This is a genomic window from Streptomyces netropsis (assembly GCF_014203545.1).
Taxonomy (GTDB): Bacteria; Actinomycetota; Actinomycetes; order Streptomycetales; family Streptomycetaceae; genus Streptomyces; species Streptomyces netropsis.
The window spans coordinates 21,258-38,075 of the sequence record NZ_JACHJG010000018.1 but is presented as its reverse complement, the minus strand read 5'-3'; the positions used below and the strand labels follow the sequence as shown (position 1 = coordinate 38,075).

Genomic DNA, 16,818 nt, shown 5'->3' with positions numbered 1-16,818 from the left:
GCGGCCTTCGCCCCGGGCGGGACGTCGCGACGACGGCCCGCCCTTCGCAGCGGCTCCGCCTTCACCGGGTCAGCGGCATGACCGCCAACTCCCCGACCACCCAGGTCAGCGGGGCCATCACGGCCACCAGCGCGCAGGTCCGCACGGCTGCCGCGCTGCGCAGCAGGGAGGTGGGGATGCCCAGCCGCAGCAGCGTCGCCACGGTGTCGGTGCGGGACTGCCGGGTGTCCAGGGCCGCGGTGAGCGCCGTGGCCGTCACACAGGCCATGACGAGCGCCGCGCCGAGACCGGTGAGGGGACCGAAGGGGCCCGCACCGGAGGGTGCCCAGGCCGCGCCGTACAGCTCGACGGCCGCCAGGGTGCCCGAGGCGACGGCGCAGAGCACACCGAGCGGACGGCCGAGCCGTGGCGCCGCATCCTGCAGTATGCGCCCGGCCAGCAGCCGTACGGGTCCGGGCCGGCCGGCCGACAGCAGCACCCCGCACCAGTGGGTCAGCCCCGGTCCGGCCAGACAGAGGCCGAAGCACGCGAGCAGCCAACCGCCGACGAGACCGGGGGAGGCTCCGCCGACCCGGCCGGGCAGATTCAGCAGCGCTTCGGCGGGGGGTGCCGACCCGTCACTCGCGTAGGACTCCAGGGCGAGACCGGTCGCGATCACGGCGACACCCCAGGGCAGGCCGCTGTAGGTGCGCTTGGGCTCGGGGGCCTTGACGGCGGGTGCGGTGTCGTCGGCCCGGGGGTCCTCCGGGGACCGCTCCCCGGGGCGCAGCATGATCGCGCACGCGGCGGCGGCCAGCACCGGCAGCAGGGACAGCAGGGTCAGGACCGCGGCCCAGGGCAGCGGCCGGCCCCCGTCCAGCAGCTTGGTCGCGGAGCCGCCCAGCGACGTCAGGTGGAGATTGCCGCGGAGCTCGAGGTAGATGAACAGCGCGGCGCAGCTGCCGACCGCGCAGGACAACGCCGTCGAGACGGCGGCCAACAGCGAGAGCGCCACGGGTCCGAGTCCGACCGCGTCCATGCCCTCCCGGGGACGGGTGGTGCCGTCCGTGCGGGCGACGGCGACGGCGAACTGCACCACGGCCGCCAGCGGCACCACGCACCAAAGGAGCCGTACGACCGAGCCCTCGGCCTCCTTCGGGTGGGCCACCGCGTGCCCGAGGGTGCACAGCAGCAGGAAGCCGACACCCGCCGCGGCGGCGGCGACCAGCAGCCGGCGCAGCAGGACGAGCGGATGCGCGCCGCGCGCTAGGCGGAGACTGAGCACGCGGCCCTGCCCTCTCCACCGGGCGACTCGGGCGCCGGGATCGCGCCGCCCCGCCGGCCGTCGGTCAGGGTGACCGTGCGGTCGGCGAGGGTGGCGCTCTCGTCGTCGAGTGTGGCGAGGACGACCGTGATCTGGTGCGAGCGCGCGGCGGTGGTCAGGGTGCGCAGCACCTGGGCCCGGTCGGTGGTGTGCAGCGGGGCGGTCGGCTCGTCCGCGAAGACCACGGTCGGCTCGCCCGCCAGGGCCCGGGCGATGGCGATCCGCTGGCGCTGTGCCTGGTGCATGGCCTTGGGGCGCTTGCGGGCGCAGTCGCCGACGTCGAGGCGCTCCAGCCACTCACCGGCGGTCCGCTTGGCGGCACGGTGGCCGATGCCGCGGGCCAGCAGCGGCAGGGCGGCGTTCTCCCAGCCGGTCAGCTCGGGCAGCAGGTGCGGTTCGCTGCCGATCCAGCCGAACCGCTCGCGGCGCAGCCGCTCCCGTGCGGCGCGGGAGAGGGTGTGCACGGGCGCGCTGTTGAACCACACCTCGCCGGGGTCGGGCAGGAGCTGACCCGAGAGGCACTTGAGGAGTGTGGACTTCCCGGAGCCGCGCGGCCCGGTGACGGCGAGGATCTCGCCTTCGCGGACGCCGATGGAGACACCGGCGAGAGCGGGGGAACCGCTGTAGGCGTAATGCAGACCGCGTGCCCAGAGCACGTCGTTGTCCGGCGGGGCCACCATGTCGAGCACCTCGGGTCGCTGAAGGGTCCGTTCCCCTGTCCGGGTGAACGAACCGGGAGGCCATTGGGTCACTGGCACCGTACGGAACGGGGATCCTAGCCTCCGCCCAGGCTCGACGCGGGAGCGGCCCAGTTTCCTCCGGTCGGGCTCATCCCGGAGGGTCGTTTTTGAGCCGGAGGCCGTCGGAGCGCATCCGCGCGGCACGCGCGAGCGGAGGTGCGACGGCGCGCGAGCCGGGACGTCCCGGACCGCCGGGGGCGCGGGGACATGGGAAAACCGTGGTCCCCCGCGCGCGTGGTGGGGTGTGGGGGTGCGCGCGGGGGACCACGGTCGAAGGACGGGCCGGTGGGCTGCCCGCCGGGGCCGATCAGAGCGAGGCCTGCGGCCCGGTCAGATCTTCGTCCAGGCCTCGGTCAGGACGCCGCGGACGATCTGCTCGATCTCGTCGAACGTCGACTGGTCGGCGGTCAGCGGCGGCGAGAGCTGGATGACCGGGTCGCCGCGGTCGTCGGCCCGGCAGTACAGGCCGTTCTCGAAGAGCTGCTTCGACACGAAGCCGTAGAGCAGCCGCTCGCACTCCTCGGAGGTGAACGACTCCTTGGTGGCCTTGTCCTTCACCAGCTCGATGCCGTAGAAGAAGCCGTTGCCCCGGACGTCACCGACGATCGGCAGGTCGTGCAGCTTGGACAGGGTCGACAGGAACGCCGACTCGTTGTCCAGCACGTGCTGGTTGAGGCCCTCGCGCTCGAAGATGTCGAGGTTGGCGAGCGCGACCGCCGCGGAGACCGGGTGGCCGCCGAAGGTGTAGCCGTGCAGGAACGTCGCGTCGCCCTTGTAGAACGGCTCGGCGACGCGGTCGGAGACGATGGTGGCGCCGAGCGGGGAGTAGCCCGACGTCATGCCCTTGGCGCAGGTGATGATGTCCGGCACGTAGCCGAACTTGTCGCACGCGAACATCGTGCCGAGGCGGCCGAAGGCGCAGATGACCTCGTCCGAGACGAGCAGCACGTTGTACTGGTCGCAGATCTCGCGCACCCGCTGGAAGTAGCCGGGCGGCGGCGGGAAGCAGCCGCCCGCGTTCTGCACGGGCTCCAGGAAGACGGCCGCGACGGTTTCCGGGCCCTCGAAGAGGATCTGCTGCTCGATCTGGTCGGCGGCCCAGCGGCCGAAGGCCTCGGGGTCGTCGGCGTGGATCGGCGCGCGGTACAGATTGGTGTTCGGGGCCTTGTGGGCACCGGGGACCAGCGGCTCGAAGGGGGCCTTCAGCGCCGGCAGGCCGGTGATGGACAGGGCGCCCTGGGTGGTGCCGTGGTAGGCGACGGCCCGGGATATGACCTTGTACTTCGTGTGGTTGCCGGTGAGCTTGTGGTACTGCTTCGCCAGCTTCCAGGCGGTCTCGACGGCCTCGCCGCCGCCGGTGGTGAAGAAGACCTTGTTCAGGTCGCCGGGGGCGTAGTTCGCCAGCCGCTCGGCCAGCTCGATGGCCTTGGGGTGGGCGTAGCTCCACAGGGGGAAGAAGGCCAGTTCCTGCGCCTGCTTGTTGGCCGCCTCGGCGAGCTCGACGCGGCCGTGGCCGGCCTGGACCACGAAGAGCCCGGCGAGACCGTCGAGGTAGCGCTTGCCCTTGTCGTCGAAGATGTATGTGCCTTCGCCGCGGACGATGGTCGGCACGGGGGCGTTCTCGTACGACTGCATGCGGGTGAAGTGCATCCACAGGTGGTCGTACGCCGTCTGGGAGAGGTCCTTGCTCACGGCTATCGGGTTCCCCATGTGTAGGTCTGCTTGCGGAGCTTGAGGTAGACGAAGCTTTCGGTGGAGCGCACGCCCGGGAGCGTCCGGATGCGCTTGTTGATCATTTCCAGGAGGTGGTCGTCGTCCTCGCAGACGATCTCGATGAGGAGATCGAAGGAGCCCGCGGTCATGACGACGTACTCCACCTCGTCCATCGCGGTCAGGGCGTCGGCCACCGGGTCGAGGTCGCCCTCGACGTTGATGCCGACCATCGCCTGTCGCCGGAACCCCACGGTGAGCGGGTCGGTGACGGCGACGATCTGCATGACGCCCTGGTCGAGAAGCTTCTGCACGCGCTGCCGGACCGCGGCCTCGGAGAGGCCGACGGCCTTGCCGATCGCCGCGTACGGGCGGCGCCCGTCTTCCTGGAGCTGCTCGATGATCGCCAGGGAGACGGCATCGATCGGCGGCGTGCCGTGCACGCCTTTCGGATCTGCGCTACGAGTGGCCACGGGCACCACTGTGCATGGGACTCGGCCGTCTCGCAACCCTGAAGCGATGAAATTCGTTGTGAAGGCGATGGGATTTAACTGAATCCGTTGTTCATGGCAGACGGGTATGTCGAAAGCGTTGCCACAGTGACTAGGCTGTGTCTCATCCATCGGACATCAGACAGGAGGGGTGGCACAGTGACCACCGAGCTGCGCCGTTTGCGCAACTACATCGCGGGGGAGTTCCGGGACGCCGCCGACGGCCGCACCACCGAGGTGGTCAACCCGACCACGGGCGAGGCGTACGCCACCGCCGCGCTGTCCGGTGCCGCGGACGTCGACGCGGCCATGGCCGCGGCAGAGGCGGCGTTCCCGGCCTGGCGGGACCTGGTGCCCGCGGAGCGGCAGAAGGTTCTCCTCAAGATCGCCGACGCCTTCGAGGCGCGGGCGGAGGAGCTGATCGCCGCCGAGTCCGAGAACACCGGCAAGCCGATCGGGCTCACCCGCAGCGAAGAGATCCCGCCGATGGTGGACCAGATCCGCTTCTTCGCCGGTGCCGCCCGACTGCTGGAGGGCCGCTCCGCCGGCGAGTACATGGAGGGGCTGACCTCCATCGTCCGGCGCGAGCCGATCGGTGTCTGCGCCCAGGTCGCGCCGTGGAACTACCCGATGATGATGGCCGTGTGGAAGTTCGCCCCGGCGCTCGCCGCGGGCAACACGGTCGTCCTCAAGCCCTCGGACACCACCCCGGCCTCCACCGTCCTCATCGCCGAGATCATCGGCGGTGTGCTGGAGGAGCTCGGCCACCCCAAGGGCGTCTTCAACGTCATCTGTGGTGACCGTGAGACCGGTCGGCTGATGGTCGAGCACCCGGTGCCCGCCATGGCCTCGATCACCGGTTCCGTACGGGCCGGCATGCAGGTTGCCGAGTCCGCCTCCAAGGACCTCAAGCGCGTCCACCTGGAGCTGGGCGGCAAGGCGCCGGTCGTCGTCTTCGAGGACGCCGACATCGCCAAGGCCGTCGAGGACATCGCGGTCGCGGGCTACTTCAACGCGGGCCAGGACTGTACGGCCGCGACCCGGGTGCTCGTGCACGAGTCGATCCACGACGAGTTCGTGACCGCGCTGGCCAAGGCCGCCACGGACACCAAGACCGGACAGCCGGACGACGAGGACGTGCTGTACGGCCCGCTCAACAACGCCAACCAGCTCAAGCAGGTGAGCGGCTTCATCGAGCGGCTGCCCGCGCACGCCAAGGTCGAGGCCGGTGGCCACCGGGTCGGCGAGAAGGGCTACTTCTACGCCCCGACCGTCGTCTCCGGGCTCAAGCAGGACGACGAGATCGTCCAGCACGAGGTCTTCGGTCCGGTCATCACCGTGCAGCCCTTCACGGACGAGGCGCAGGCCGTCGCGTACGCCAACGGCGTCGAGTTCGCGCTGGCCTCGTCGGTGTGGACCAAGGACCACGGGCGCGCCATGCGGATGTCCAAGAAGCTCGACTTCGGCTGTGTGTGGATCAACACCCACATCCCGCTGGTCGCCGAGATGCCGCACGGCGGCTTCAAGAAGTCCGGCTACGGCAAGGACCTCTCCGCCTACGGCTTCGAGGACTACACCCGCGTCAAGCACGTGATGACGTCGCTCGACTGACATCCGCCCGTCAGCACGTCGCCCGCCGCGCCCCAGGGCGCGGCGGGCGGTGGCCCCACCGGATCTCCGGTGGGGCCGTCGTCGTTTCACGCCTCAGGCCGTGCCGCCCGGCCCGTACAGCCGCAGGAACGTGTGGACGCCGGTGGCCACGATGGAGTTGACCTCGGACTCGGGCATCTCCAGGGCGCCGAAGAGCGATCCCTGGCTGACGTCCGAGACGGCCAGCAGGGCGAAGTGGCGCGCCGCGAGATCCGTGTCGTCGACATCGAGCAGCCCCTCGTCGGCCAGCTCGCCCAGGCGGTGGGACAGCTGACGGAACGCCGCCCGGGGGCCCGTCTCCTGCCAGGCCTCGATGACGTCCGGGGGCAGATGGCCCGCCTCCGCGTGGATCTGGCGCACGAGCGCGAAGTGGTCCGCGAACTCCCGCGGCGGCGAGGCCCAGGCGAGCCCGAAGGCGGTGAGGTCCCGCTCCAGATCGGTGATCTTGTCGAGGTGGCGGCTCAGCACCTCCCGGTGCCAGGTGGCGACGGAGCCGGCGCTCTCGATGAGGACGGAGCGGAACAGCTCCTCCTTGTCCGTGAAGTGGTTGTAGATCGTGCGCTTGGACACCCCGGCCTCCGCCGCGATGGCGTCCACGCTCGCCCGGGTGAAGCCGTCGCGCGCGAACACCGTGCGGGCCGCCCGGGTGATCGACTGACGCTTCTCCGCCAGGCCGCGGCGCGGGCGCCCGGCCGCCGGTCCTCGGTCCGTCGGCTCCTGTGCTGCGGGCATCGCCGCTCCCCTCCAAAAAATTGCACTGTTCGGTTTACCTGTTGCACTGCACGGTGTAGTTTACCTGTATGCCTTCCGAGTCCTCGCGGACCCGGCGGCCCGGTCCCGTCATGACGGCGCTCGTGGTCCTGCTGGGTTTCCTCACGCTGCCCATGTCCATGTCCGGCACCACCGTCGCCATCCCGCGCATCGGCGACGACCTGCACGCCTCCGGGGCGGCCCTGCAGTGGGTCGTGACCGGTTATTTCCTGACCGCCTCCTCCTTCATGCTCGTCTCCGGCTCGCTCGCCGACCTCTTCGGCCGGCGCCGGATATTCGCCACCGGCGCCGCGGTCTACACGGCCGGGGCCCTGGGCAGCGCGGTCGCGAGCGACATCGCCCTGCTGGACGTGGCCCGCACCCTCTCCGGCGTCGGCGCGGCCGGCGTCATGGCCGGCGGTGGCGCGCTGCTGGCGAGCACCTTCCAGGGCGCGGCCAGAACGCGGGCATTCGCCGCGATGGGCACCGTGGCCGGAGTCGGCCTCGCCATCGGTCCGACGCTGTCGGGCTGGCTGGTCGGCGGACTCGGCTGGCGGGTCACCTTCGGCCTCTTCGCCGGGATCGGCCTGGTCATGCTCGCGGGCGCCGCCTTCGTGACCGAGTCCCGGGCCGACCGCCGGCCGAAGGTCGACCGGCCCGGCGTGGCGACCTTCATCAGCGGCCTCGCCCTGCTGATGTTCGGCATCACGCAGGGTGCGCAAGCCGGCTGGGGGAGCTGGCGGGTGCTCGGCCCGGTCGCCGCCGGCCTCGCGCTGCTGGTGGTGTTCGTGGGCGTCGAGCGCCGCAGCGACCACCCGGTCCTCGATCTGACGCTGCTCCGCGACCGCCGCTTCATGGGGTGGTGCCTGGCCGCCCTGACCGTCCCCGTCGGTTCCTCCGGCGTCCTGGTCTTCCTGCCGACCTACCTCCAGGGTGTGAACGGGGTCTCCGCCCGGGACGCGGGGCTGACCATGCTGATGCTGACGGCGCCCGTCCTGTTCCTGCCCGCGATCGGCGGGCGGCTGGTCAACCGCGGGATCCCCGCGCGCCACCTCGCCGGCGTCGCCCTGCTGCTGCTCGCCTGCGGGAACGCCTGGCTGACCGTGCTGCACCCCGGCATAGCCCCCCTCGCGCTGCTCGGCCCGCTGCTGTGCTTGGGCGTCGGCAACGGCCTCGTCCTCGGTATCATCGACGCCCAGGCGATGAGCCTGGTGGAGCCGGCCCGGGTCGGCATGGCGACGGGGTTCCTCAACACCGTCAAGGGCGGGGGCAACGCACTCGTCCTGGCTGTGATCGGCGCGGTGCTGACCAGCCTCGTCCAGGCCCGCACGGGCTCGGCCGAGCTGGCCGGGCGGATCGCGGCGGGCGACCTCTCCGGGCCCGGGCGGGAACTGCACACCGCGCAGTTCACCGACGCCTGGCATCTCGTACTCTGGTCGGCTGCCGCCCTGTGCGCTCTGAGCGCGCTCACCGTCCACACGCTGCTCGTCCGGCCCGCCCGGCCCGGCAGCGTGCCGGGCGCCGAGGGCGTCTCCCGGACAGGCCGTATCTTGTCCGCGAAGATCTGACCAGCCATCCTGCCGGAATGCGAGTGAGCCCCGTGAAGTCCCTGACCCGCCGGTCCCTGCTGCGCACTCTGGGCGCCGGTGCCGGGGGCGCCGCTCTCGCCGGATGCGGGGTGCCGGCCGCGTACGTGCGCCCGGGGGACCGGGCCGCGGCGGATCGCTCCGGCAGCGACAAACGGCTCGTCTTCGCCAACTGGCCGCTCTACATCGACACCGACGAGGAGGACGCGGAGGTCCGGCCGACGCTCGCGGAGTTCGAGAAGGCCAGCGGTGTGTCGGTGAAGTACACCGAGGAGATCAACGACAACGACGAGTTCTTCGGGAAGGTCAGCCCGGCCCTGATGAACCATCAGGACACCGGCCGGGACCTCGTCGTGGTCAGCGACTGGATGTGCGCGCGCTACGTCCACCTGGGATGGGTGCAGGAGATGGACCGCTCCCGGCAGCCGAACGTCACCCGTCACCTCGACCCCCTGCTGCGCAAGCCCCCCTTCGACCCGGGGCGCAAGCACGCCGTCCCCTGGCAGTCCGGCATCACCGGCATCGCCTACAACCGCAAGAAGCTCGGCCGCGAGATCCGGCACACCTCGGAGCTGTGGAAGGACGACCTGCGCGGCCGGGTCACCCTGCTGGCCGGGCTGGACGAGGCGTTCTGCTTGCTCATGCAGGGGAACGGCGCCGACGTCACCCGCTGGACCGCCGACGACTTCCACACCATGACCGATCAGCTGCGCCGTCTCGTCCGCAAGCGCCACATCCGCCGCTTCACCGGCAACGACTACATCAAGGACCTCTCCTCCGGTGACGTCCTGGCCTGCCAGGCGTATTCCGGTGATGTCATCCAGCTCCAGGCCGACAACCCCGACATCGAGTTCGTCGTCCCGGAGGAGGGCGCGGAGCTGTGGGCCGAGAGCCTGATGATCCCCAACCTCGCCCGCCACAAGCGCAACGCGGAACAGCTCGTCGACTACTACTACCGGCCCGACGTCGCCGCGCGGCTGGCCGCCGCGGTCAACTACGTCTGTCCCGTACCGGCCGCGCGGGAGGTCCTCGCCTCCTCGAAGGACAAGGAGCTCGCGGAGCTGGCCGAGAACCCCTTGATCTTCCCCAGCGACGACATGCGCAAGCACCTCGCCACCGCACGCGACATGACCTCCAAGGAGCGCCCCGGCTTCGCCAAGGAGTGGAACGAGATCGTCGGCCTGTGACGCCGAGTCCGTGACGTCGGGTCCCTGAGGCCGGGGCCGTGACGCCCCGGCCCGTGGGGCCGAGGGGGCAGCCGTTGCCCCGATGTCTCAGCCGGGCATCAGCGAGCGCAGGGCGTCGATGCGGTTCGTGGTGATCGAGTCCACGCCCGCTGCCAGCAGCCGCCGCATGGTGAAGCGGGTGTCCGCCGTCCACGCCGAGACCAGCAGCCCGTCGGCGTGGTTGCGGGCGACCAGCTCCGGGCTCACCAGCCCGAAGCGGTAGTTGAGCCAGCGCGGACGCAGCTCGGCGAGCAGTGTCGCGCGGGGCGGGACGACGGTGGTCCAGGAGAGCGCGGTCTCCGCCTCCGCGTCCGCGCGGCGGACAGCGAGCATCGAGGCCGGGCCGCCGCAGTAGTACACACGGTCGGCGGCACCGCTCGCGTGCACCTCGGCGACGGTCTCGGTGGTGGCCGAGACGTCCGGCAGGTCGATGAACAGTCGCCCGGTGCCCGGCTCGGCGAGCGCCTCGCGCAGGGTCGGCACTTCGCCGTCGGTCAGCTCGCGCAGTTCGGCGGCCGAGATCGCGGAGAGGAGCACGTCGTGGCGCCACAGGCGCCACAGGTCCGCGTCGTGCAGCAGCACGGGCACACCGTCGCGGGTCAGCCGGACGTCGATCTCCACCGCCCCGGCCCCGGCCCGCATCGCCGAACGGATCGAGGGGAGGGTGTTCTCGCGATGGACGTACGGATCGCCGCGGTGGGCGACGGCGGTGAACGCGGTGGCGGCCGGTACGGCGCCCGCGTCCGTGGCGTCGGCGCCCCTGGCGCCGGTGTCCTTGGTGTCCGTGATGACCATGAGGTCATTGTGGCGGGAGCCGGGTCAGGGCGGGGCGGTTCGGCACGCTGGCCCTGCCTCTGTGCCCGCCCTTGGCCCCCGACCCGCCCCCACCCCGATCCGGCAGTCCTGCCCGTCCCGCCGGCAGTCCTGCCCGTCCTGCCCGCCGCGCCCCGTCAGCCTCGCCAGAGCGCGGTGTAGGCGTCGATCTCCTTGGTCAGCGCCGCCTTGCCCGCGGTGTCCATGAACGACGCCTCGACGGCGTTCTTCGCGAGGGCCGCGACACCGGTCGCGTCGAGGTCCAGCAGCCGGGCGGCGACCGCGTACTCCGTGTTGAGGTCGGTGCCGAACATGGGCGGGTCGTCGCTGTTGATCGTGACCAGCACGCCCGCCGCGACCATCTCCTTGATCGGGTGGGAGTCCAGGTCGGCCACCGCGCGGGTGGCCAGGTTCGAGGTCGGGCAGACCTCCAGCGGGATGCGCCGCTCCGCGAGATGCGCCAGCAGCTTCGGGTCCTGTGTGGCGCTCGTGCCGTGTCCGATGCGCTCCGCGCGCAGGTCGACGAGGGCGTCCCAGATGGTCTGCGGCCCCGTCGTCTCTCCCGCGTGCGGGACGCTGTGCAGCCCGGCGGCGATGGCCCGGTCGAAGTAGGGCTTGAACTGCGGCCGGGGAACACCGATCTCCGGGCCGCCGAGCCCGAAGGAGACCAGGCCCTCCGGCTTCAGGTCACAGGCGATCCGGGCCGTCTCCTCGGCGGAGGTCAGGCCGGCCTCGCCCGGGATGTCGAAGCACCAGCGCAGCACCACACCCAGCTCCGCCTCCGCGGACTTCCGGGCGTCCTCGATCGCCTCCACGAACGCCTGGTCCGGGATGCCGCGCCGGGTCGAGCTGTAAGGGGTGACGGTGAGTTCGGCGTAACGGATGTTCTGCCGGGCCATGTCACGGGCGACCTCGTACGTCAGCAGACGCACGTCCTCCGCGTCGCGGATCAGGTCGACCACGGACAGGTAGACCTCGATGAAATGCGCGAAGTCGCGGAAGGTGAAGAAGTCCGCGAGGGCCTCGGGATCCGTCGGCACCGGCGAGTCCGGGTGGCGGGCCGCCAGTTCGGCGACGATGCGCGGGGAGGCGGAGCCGACATGGTGGACATGCAGCTCGGCCTTCGGAAGCCCGGCGATGAACGGTTCGAGTACGGACATGCGCGGCCTCCATGGCGGTTCGGTAGGTGCCGATCATCGTATGCGGGGCGGGCGTCACCGCCGTGCCCAGGCCTTAGCATGACGGGATAACGACAGGGGAGGGTCATGTCCGACAAGGACGCACAGCCGGAGCAGCAGGACACAAACCCCTGGGCTCCGCCGGAGCACAGTGTGTCGCTGGAGAAGCCCGGATCCCGGTCCGCCCGGGAGCCGTCGGCGCCCGCCGCCGCACCCGCCCCGGCCCCCTTGCCGCAGCCCACCCAGGCAGCCATGCCCGCCGCCGCCCCGGCCCCCGCCGGGCCGACGACACCCGGCAGGGTGCCTCCCGTGCCGCTCGCGCCGACCGGCCCGGGGACACCGAGCGCGTACCCGGGCGGCGCCCCCTACGGTCAGGCCCCGTACGCCCCGCCCGGCTACCCGCAGTCGCCCGTGCAGACTTACGGTCAACAGCCCCCTTACGGGCAGCCGCCGTACGGCCAACCCCCGTACGGACAGGGCGACTACGGCTATCCGCCGGCCGCCGTCTACGGGCAGGGCTGGCAAACACCCCGGATGACGCCCAACAACGGCCTCGGCGTCGCCGCCCTCGTGCTCGGCATCATCGGCACGGTCCTGTGCTGGACCCTGGTGATCAGCTTCATATGCGGGGTGCTCGCGATCGTCTTCGGCGCGATAGGGCGCGGCAAGGTGCGCACCGGGGAGGCGACCAACTCCGGCCAGGCCCTCGCGGGGTTGATCCTCGGGGGTGCCGCGCTCGTCGCCACCGCCTTGATGGTCGTCGTCTACATCAACGTCGACGAGCGGGACGACACCCGGTACGCCCCCGACGACCCCGATGCCACCTACGGCGCCTACCTGCCCGCGCCGCCCGGACCCGCCTCGCTCGTGTTCCCGGCCGCCAGCCGCTGACGGGCCTCCATCAGCGCGAAGCCCAGCAGATTCTCCCCGAGCCACCGGTCCGGGTCCTGCGCCCGCTCGTCGTCGGCGGCCAGCCCGATGCCCCAGATCCGGTCCAGGGGGCTGGCCTCCACCAATACCCGGTCCCCGGTGCCGAGCAGATAGGCGCTCAATTCCGGGTGCTGGGCGAATTTGTGGACGTTTCCCTCGACCACCAGCGCGTAGCGGTGCCGCCGCCATTCGGCCTCGTCGAATCCGCGCACCGAACGGCCCGCGTCCTTGGCCTGCTTGGGGTGACCTGCCGCCAGCACCCGCGCCTCCGCCTCCGCGTCACCGAAGAGCCGGGCCTTGCCCGCCATCATCCAGTGCTCGGCCGTGGCATAGACGACGCCGTCCACCGAGAACGGCGACTCCCACCACTGACTGAAGCAACCGGGCCCCACACTGCCGTCCCGGCGCGGTCGATGGCCCCAGAAATGCACGTACTTGACGCGCTCTCCACGGGCGAGCGCCGCCTGCAATTCCGCGACCGAACGCGGACCGTCGGCAACCCCCTCGGGCGCCGGGACGGACCCGTTCCCCATGCTGTTCCTCACGCTGTTGCCCCCGTTGTCGTTCACGTCGCCATTCTGTCATCGGGTACCGACAGCGGACCGTGGCCGACCCCGGGTGATCTCTGGCCATAGCATTGTCCGAAGTCATTTCACGGAGGAGCCCGCCATGTCCGGTTATCAGCAGAACCCCTATTCCGGGCCCCAGCCGCCGCCCGCGCCCCAGGGTCACGGTTACCCGGTGGCACCCCCGCTCCAGCCCTACGGGCAGCCCGGTGGCCACCCCGGATACGCGATGCCGATGCAGCCGCGCAACGGCCTGGGCACCGCGGGCATGGTGTGCGGCATCATCGGCGCGGTGTGCGGTCTGACCTTCGTGCTGTGGTTCTTCGCCTTCGTCCTCGGTGTGCTGGCGATCGTTTTCGGCGGAGTCGGCCGGTCCAGGGTGACGAACGGTGAGGCGGACAACCGCGGTGCCGCCACCGCCGGCATCGTGCTCGGCATCACCGCCCTGGTCCTCCCGCTCCTGTGGTTCGCGCTGGCCACGACCCTCCTCCGCGACCTCGGGCCCCTGAGCTCCTAGGTACACACTGATTCCGTCGCGAATCCAAAACACCGCGACGGAATCCCTTGTTGTGAGCCGGAGCCTCTGCCAGGATCGACACTCGATACCGGTTGGAGCTACGCCCGTCCCAGGTCATCGCGGTCGGCGGAGGAGTGCGCCATGAGTCAACGGTTCGACGCCAGGGAACGCTTCGCGGAGGGCGCGCAGTACATCGGCGGCAGTCTGCGCGCCGGGACCTCCGGCCGACGGCACGCGGTCGTCGACCCGGCGACCGGGGCGGAGGTCCTCGGCTACGAGCTGGCCGGGGACGCCGACGTCGACGCGGCCGTGGCCGCCGCCGAGCGGGCCTTCCCCCAGTGGGCGGGCGCCACACCGGGCGAGCGCTCGGACGCGCTGCACCGCTTCGCCGCCGTGCTCGCCGAGCGGGCCGGGGACTTCGCGCACGCCGAGTCGGCGCAGTGCGGCAAGCCGATCAGGCTCACCACAGAGTTCGACGTGCCGGGCACGGTCGACAACACCGCCTTCTTCGCGGGCGCCGCCCGGCACCTGGAAGGCGCGTCGGCGGGGGAGTACAGCGCCGACCACACCTCCTACGTCCGCCGTGAGCCGATCGGCGTCGTCGGCTCGATCGCGCCATGGAACTACCCCCTCCAGATGGCCGCCTGGAAGGTCCTGCCGGCGATCGCCGCGGGCAACACCATCGTGCTCAAGCCCGCCGAGCTGACCCCGCTGACCTCCCTGATGTTCGCCCAGGCCGCCACCGACGCCGGGATCCCGGACGGGGTCGTCAACGTCGTCAGCGGGGCGGGCAAGGACGCCGGTGAACGCCTCGTCGGCCATCCGTCCGTCGCCATGACCTCCTTCACGGGCTCCACCGCCGTCGGCAAGCGGGTGGCCGAGATCGCCACCACCACGGTCAAGCGGCTCCACCTGGAACTCGGCGGCAAGGCCCCCTTCGTCGTCTTCGACGACGCCGACCTGGAGGCCGCCGTCCACGGCGCGGTCGCGGGCTCGCTCATCAACACCGGCCAGGACTGTACGGCCGCGACCCGCGCGTATGTGCAGCGACCGCTGTACGAGGCGTTCGTGGCCGGCGTGGCCGACCTGATGGCCACCGTCCGGCTCGGCGACCCCTTCGACGACCGGACCGATCTGGGCCCGCTCATCTCGCACACCCAGCGGGACCGGGTCGCGGACTTCGTCGACCGGGCCCGCTCGTACGCCACCGTCGTCACCGGCGGCGAGGCCCCCGGCGGAGAGCTGGCCAAGGGCGCGTACTACCTCCCCACGCTCGTCACCGGCGCCCCGCAGGACAGCGAGATCGTCCAGGCCGAGATCTTCGGCCCGGTGCTGGTCGTGCTGCCCTTCGACGGCGACGACGAGGGCATCGCCCTGGCCAACGACACCCCGTACGGGCTCGCCGCCTCCGCCTGGACCCGGGACGTCTACCGCGCGGGCCGCGCCACCCGGGAGATCAAGGCCGGCTGCGTCTGGGTCAACGACCACATTCCGATCATCAGCGAGATGCCGCACGGCGGCTACAAGGCCTCGGGCTACGGCAAGGACATGTCGGCCTACTCCTTCGAGGAGTACACCCAGGTCAAACACGTCATGTACGACAACACAGCGGTCGCGAGAAAGGACTGGCACCGCACGGTCTTCGGCGCGCGCTGAAAAGACGCCGGGGCGATATCCCTCACGCGGCGGCGCTGTGCCGCCCGTAAATCCTTGTCCGTAAATCCTTATGGACATCCGGCGATTCGCGCTGCCGAAGCACCGTGCCGGAATGTCGTGCGAAACGGTCCGCCCCATGCCCGGCGGGCCGTCGATTCACCGTGCCACCGATGCCCGGAGCCCGGCCCGTACCGGATCCGAGGCCGTATCCGCCGGTGCGGTGCGCCGGGCGGGAGTGCCGTCGTGCACGGAACCGCGATGAATGCCGGTATTTTCTTGTGCTGCCGTGAAATCCCCCGCTTTTCGCGCGAGCGGACACACGCGTGCCCGGCCGGCCACCGAATCGGTCGCGTAACCAAAAGGCAACAACGGAATCCCTTGTTCATGGCGAATAGCTCTGCCAGGATCCTCGTCCAAAGCCCGTTGGAGCTACGGAAAGGGCATTCCGAATGGAGCGCTACCAGCCACGTGCGGCGTTGACCCGGCGGTCCCTGTTGCGGGCCGGGGGCGCCGGTACGCTCACGCTCGGTGCCCTCGGCGCACTGGGCGGCTGCGGCATCCCGCCCGCCGGACGCACCGGAGTGGACGGCTCGTCCGAGGACCGCTCCGCGGCGGAGAAAACGCTCTCCTTCTCCAACTGGACCGAGTACATCGACCTCGGCGAGGACAACAAGAGCCGCCCCACCCTCGACGACTTCCGACGGCGCACCGGCATCGAGGTCGCGTACACCGAGGACATCAACGACAACGTCGAATTCTTCGGCAAGGTCAGCAAGCAGCTCGCCGCCGGGCAGGGCATCGGCCGCGACCTGATCTGCGTCACGGACTGGATGGCCGGCCGCATGATCGGCCTCGGCTGGGCGCAGCGGCTGGACGCCGCCAACCTGCCGAACGCCTACGCCAACCTCGCCCCCGGCTTCCGCGCCCCCGACTGGGACCCCGGCCGCGCCCACTCCTACCCCTGGACCGGCATCCCCGCCGTCGTCGCCTACAACCGCAAGGCGACCGGCGGCCGCAAGGTCGACTCCGTCTCCCAGCTCCTCGACGACCCCAAGCTCAAGGGCCGCGTCGGCCTGCTGTCCGAGATGCGCGACACCGTCGGTCTCACCCTCCTCGACATGGGCAAACGGCCCGAGCAGGTCACCGCCGACGACTACGACGCCGCGATCGACCGGCTGCAGAAGGCCGTCGACCGCCGACAGATCCGCCGCTTCACCGGCAACGACTACACGGGCGACCTCAACAAGGGCGACATCGCCGCCTGCATCGCCTGGGCCGGCGACCTCGTCCAGCTCCAGGCCGACAACCCCGACATCCAGTTCGCGGTCCCGGACGCCGGCTACATGCTCTCCAGCGACAATCTTCTGGTCCCCAATCACGCCCGCCACAAGAAGAACGCCGAGCGCCTCATCGACTACTACTACCAGCCCAAGGTCGCGGCCCGGCTCGCCGCTTCCATCAACTATGTGAGCCCGGTGGCGGGGCTCCGAGAGGAACTCGCGAAAATCGACAAGGATCTGGCCGACAACACCTTGATCATCCCCAGTGAGGCGATGGCGGCGAAGGCACACGCCTTCCGCTCGCTGTCTGCCGAGGAGGACAAGGCGTTCGAAGCCAAATTCGCCGAGCTCACCGGCGCCTGACAGCCCGTACCCGCTCACCCCCGTTTCCACCTGTACGCGGCCGACCTTCCCCGGCGCCC

General features: G+C 71.0%; 15 protein-coding genes. 7 read left to right on the top strand and 8 right to left on the bottom strand.

Annotated features, from left to right (window positions below):
- Positions 1 to 61: 61 nt before the first annotated feature.
- The 4 genes from FHS38_RS31335 to FHS38_RS31320 all read right to left on the bottom strand — a co-directional run bounded on the left by FHS38_RS31335 (position 62) and on the right by FHS38_RS31320 (position 4,226).
- Positions 62 to 1,264: a hypothetical protein gene (locus FHS38_RS31335; protein ID WP_184739387.1), complete on the bottom strand. Its 1,203-nt coding sequence runs from the start codon at positions 1,262 to 1,264 to the stop codon at positions 62 to 64.
- Complete coding sequence (locus FHS38_RS31330; RefSeq protein WP_184739385.1) at positions 1,246 to 1,983, bottom strand: ABC transporter ATP-binding protein; 738 nt, start codon at positions 1,981 to 1,983, stop codon at positions 1,246 to 1,248. Before FHS38_RS31330 ends, FHS38_RS31335 begins: the two co-directional genes overlap by 19 nt.
- Positions 1,984 to 2,373: 390 nt before the next feature.
- Complete coding sequence (locus tag FHS38_RS31325; protein ID WP_184739383.1) at positions 2,374 to 3,753, bottom strand: aspartate aminotransferase family protein; 1,380 nt, start codon at positions 3,751 to 3,753, stop codon at positions 2,374 to 2,376.
- Positions 3,738 to 4,226 carry an Lrp/AsnC family transcriptional regulator gene (locus FHS38_RS31320; RefSeq protein WP_184739381.1) on the bottom strand — a complete coding sequence of 163 codons (489 nt, stop codon included), beginning with the start codon at positions 4,224 to 4,226 and terminating at the stop codon, positions 3,738 to 3,740. The genes FHS38_RS31325 and FHS38_RS31320 overlap by 16 nt, the downstream gene beginning before the upstream one ends.
- Before the next feature lie 177 nt (positions 4,227 to 4,403).
- On the opposite strand from FHS38_RS31320, the gene FHS38_RS31315 reads away from it, so the two are divergent.
- Entirely contained in the window at positions 4,404 to 5,855 is a 1,452-nt protein-coding gene (locus tag FHS38_RS31315; RefSeq protein ID WP_184739379.1) for a gamma-aminobutyraldehyde dehydrogenase, read from the top strand.
- A 93-nt stretch (positions 5,856 to 5,948) separates the two neighbouring features.
- On the opposite strand, the gene FHS38_RS31310 is transcribed toward FHS38_RS31315, so the two are convergent.
- Positions 5,949 to 6,626 (bottom strand): TetR/AcrR family transcriptional regulator, encoded by a 678-nt coding sequence (locus tag FHS38_RS31310; RefSeq protein WP_184739377.1) that lies wholly within the window; start codon positions 6,624 to 6,626, stop codon positions 5,949 to 5,951.
- Positions 6,627 to 6,694: 68 nt separating this feature from the next.
- On the opposite strand from FHS38_RS31310, the gene FHS38_RS31305 reads away from it, so the two are divergent.
- Both FHS38_RS31305 and FHS38_RS31300 read left to right on the top strand, forming a co-directional pair.
- A complete protein-coding gene (locus tag FHS38_RS31305) occupies positions 6,695 to 8,212 on the top strand; it encodes an MFS transporter (protein ID WP_184739375.1) in 1,518 nt (505 codons plus the stop codon).
- Between the two features lie 41 nt (positions 8,213 to 8,253).
- Positions 8,254 to 9,417 (top strand): polyamine ABC transporter substrate-binding protein, encoded by a 1,164-nt coding sequence (locus tag FHS38_RS31300; protein ID WP_338933379.1) that lies wholly within the window; start codon positions 8,254 to 8,256, stop codon positions 9,415 to 9,417.
- Positions 9,418 to 9,504: 87 nt separating this feature from the next.
- Here FHS38_RS31300 and FHS38_RS31295 read toward each other — a convergent pair whose 3' ends face one another.
- Positions 9,505 to 10,251, bottom strand: coding sequence for a glycerophosphodiester phosphodiesterase (locus tag FHS38_RS31295; protein WP_184739371.1), 747 nt, complete (start codon positions 10,249 to 10,251; stop codon positions 9,505 to 9,507).
- Between the two features lie 155 nt (positions 10,252 to 10,406).
- Complete coding sequence (locus FHS38_RS31290; RefSeq protein WP_184739369.1) at positions 10,407 to 11,429, bottom strand: adenosine deaminase; 1,023 nt, start codon at positions 11,427 to 11,429, stop codon at positions 10,407 to 10,409.
- A 105-nt stretch (positions 11,430 to 11,534) separates the two neighbouring features.
- On the opposite strand from FHS38_RS31290, the gene FHS38_RS31285 reads away from it, so the two are divergent.
- Positions 11,535 to 12,338: a DUF4190 domain-containing protein gene (locus tag FHS38_RS31285; RefSeq protein ID WP_184739367.1), complete on the top strand. Its 804-nt coding sequence runs from the start codon at positions 11,535 to 11,537 to the stop codon at positions 12,336 to 12,338.
- Here FHS38_RS31285 and ybiA read toward each other — a convergent pair.
- Positions 12,281 to 12,910: a riboflavin biosynthesis intermediates N-glycosidase gene (gene ybiA / locus FHS38_RS31280; RefSeq protein WP_184739513.1), complete on the bottom strand. Its 630-nt coding sequence runs from the start codon at positions 12,908 to 12,910 to the stop codon at positions 12,281 to 12,283. The two genes, FHS38_RS31285 and ybiA, sit on opposite strands and share 58 nt — an antisense overlap.
- A gap of 136 nt (positions 12,911 to 13,046) precedes the next feature.
- Between ybiA and FHS38_RS31275 the strand changes: the two genes are divergently transcribed.
- From FHS38_RS31275 to FHS38_RS31265, 3 genes are all read left to right on the top strand, one after another.
- The gene (locus FHS38_RS31275) at positions 13,047 to 13,460 is read left to right on the top strand and encodes a DUF4190 domain-containing protein (protein ID WP_184739365.1); all 414 of its coding nucleotides are present in this window, start codon (positions 13,047 to 13,049) and stop codon (positions 13,458 to 13,460) included.
- Positions 13,461 to 13,601: 141 nt separating this feature from the next.
- Positions 13,602 to 15,116 (top strand): gamma-aminobutyraldehyde dehydrogenase, encoded by a 1,515-nt coding sequence (locus FHS38_RS31270; RefSeq protein ID WP_184739363.1) that lies wholly within the window; start codon positions 13,602 to 13,604, stop codon positions 15,114 to 15,116.
- A gap of 449 nt (positions 15,117 to 15,565) precedes the next feature.
- A complete protein-coding gene (locus tag FHS38_RS31265) occupies positions 15,566 to 16,759 on the top strand; it encodes a polyamine ABC transporter substrate-binding protein (protein ID WP_184739361.1) in 1,194 nt (397 codons plus the stop codon).
- Positions 16,760 to 16,818 lie beyond the last annotated feature (59 nt).

Bases quoted from the DNA above. Each gene is read 5' to 3' on its own strand.
- FHS38_RS31330 (WP_184739385.1), bottom strand. From the start codon at position 1,983: ATGGTGGCCCCGCCGGACAACGACGTGCTCTGGGCACGCGGTCTGCAT.
- FHS38_RS31325 (WP_184739383.1), bottom strand. From the start codon at position 3,753: ATGGGGAACCCGATAGCCGTGAGCAAGGACCTCTCCCAGACGGCGTAC.
- FHS38_RS31310 (WP_184739377.1), bottom strand. From the start codon at position 6,626: ATGCCCGCAGCACAGGAGCCGACGGACCGAGGACCGGCGGCCGGGCGC.
- FHS38_RS31305 (WP_184739375.1), top strand. From the start codon at position 6,695: ATGCCTTCCGAGTCCTCGCGGACCCGGCGGCCCGGTCCCGTCATGACG.
- FHS38_RS31295 (WP_184739371.1), bottom strand. From the start codon at position 10,251: ATGGTCATCACGGACACCAAGGACACCGGCGCCAGGGGCGCCGACGCC.
- FHS38_RS31290 (WP_184739369.1), bottom strand. From the start codon at position 11,429: ATGTCCGTACTCGAACCGTTCATCGCCGGGCTTCCGAAGGCCGAGCTG.
- FHS38_RS31285 (WP_184739367.1), top strand. From the start codon at position 11,535: ATGTCCGACAAGGACGCACAGCCGGAGCAGCAGGACACAAACCCCTGG.
- ybiA (WP_184739513.1), bottom strand. From the start codon at position 12,910: ATGGGGAACGGGTCCGTCCCGGCGCCCGAGGGGGTTGCCGACGGTCCG.
- FHS38_RS31275 (WP_184739365.1), top strand. From the start codon at position 13,047: ATGTCCGGTTATCAGCAGAACCCCTATTCCGGGCCCCAGCCGCCGCCC.
- FHS38_RS31270 (WP_184739363.1), top strand. From the start codon at position 13,602: ATGAGTCAACGGTTCGACGCCAGGGAACGCTTCGCGGAGGGCGCGCAG.
- FHS38_RS31265 (WP_184739361.1), top strand. From the start codon at position 15,566: ATGGAGCGCTACCAGCCACGTGCGGCGTTGACCCGGCGGTCCCTGTTG.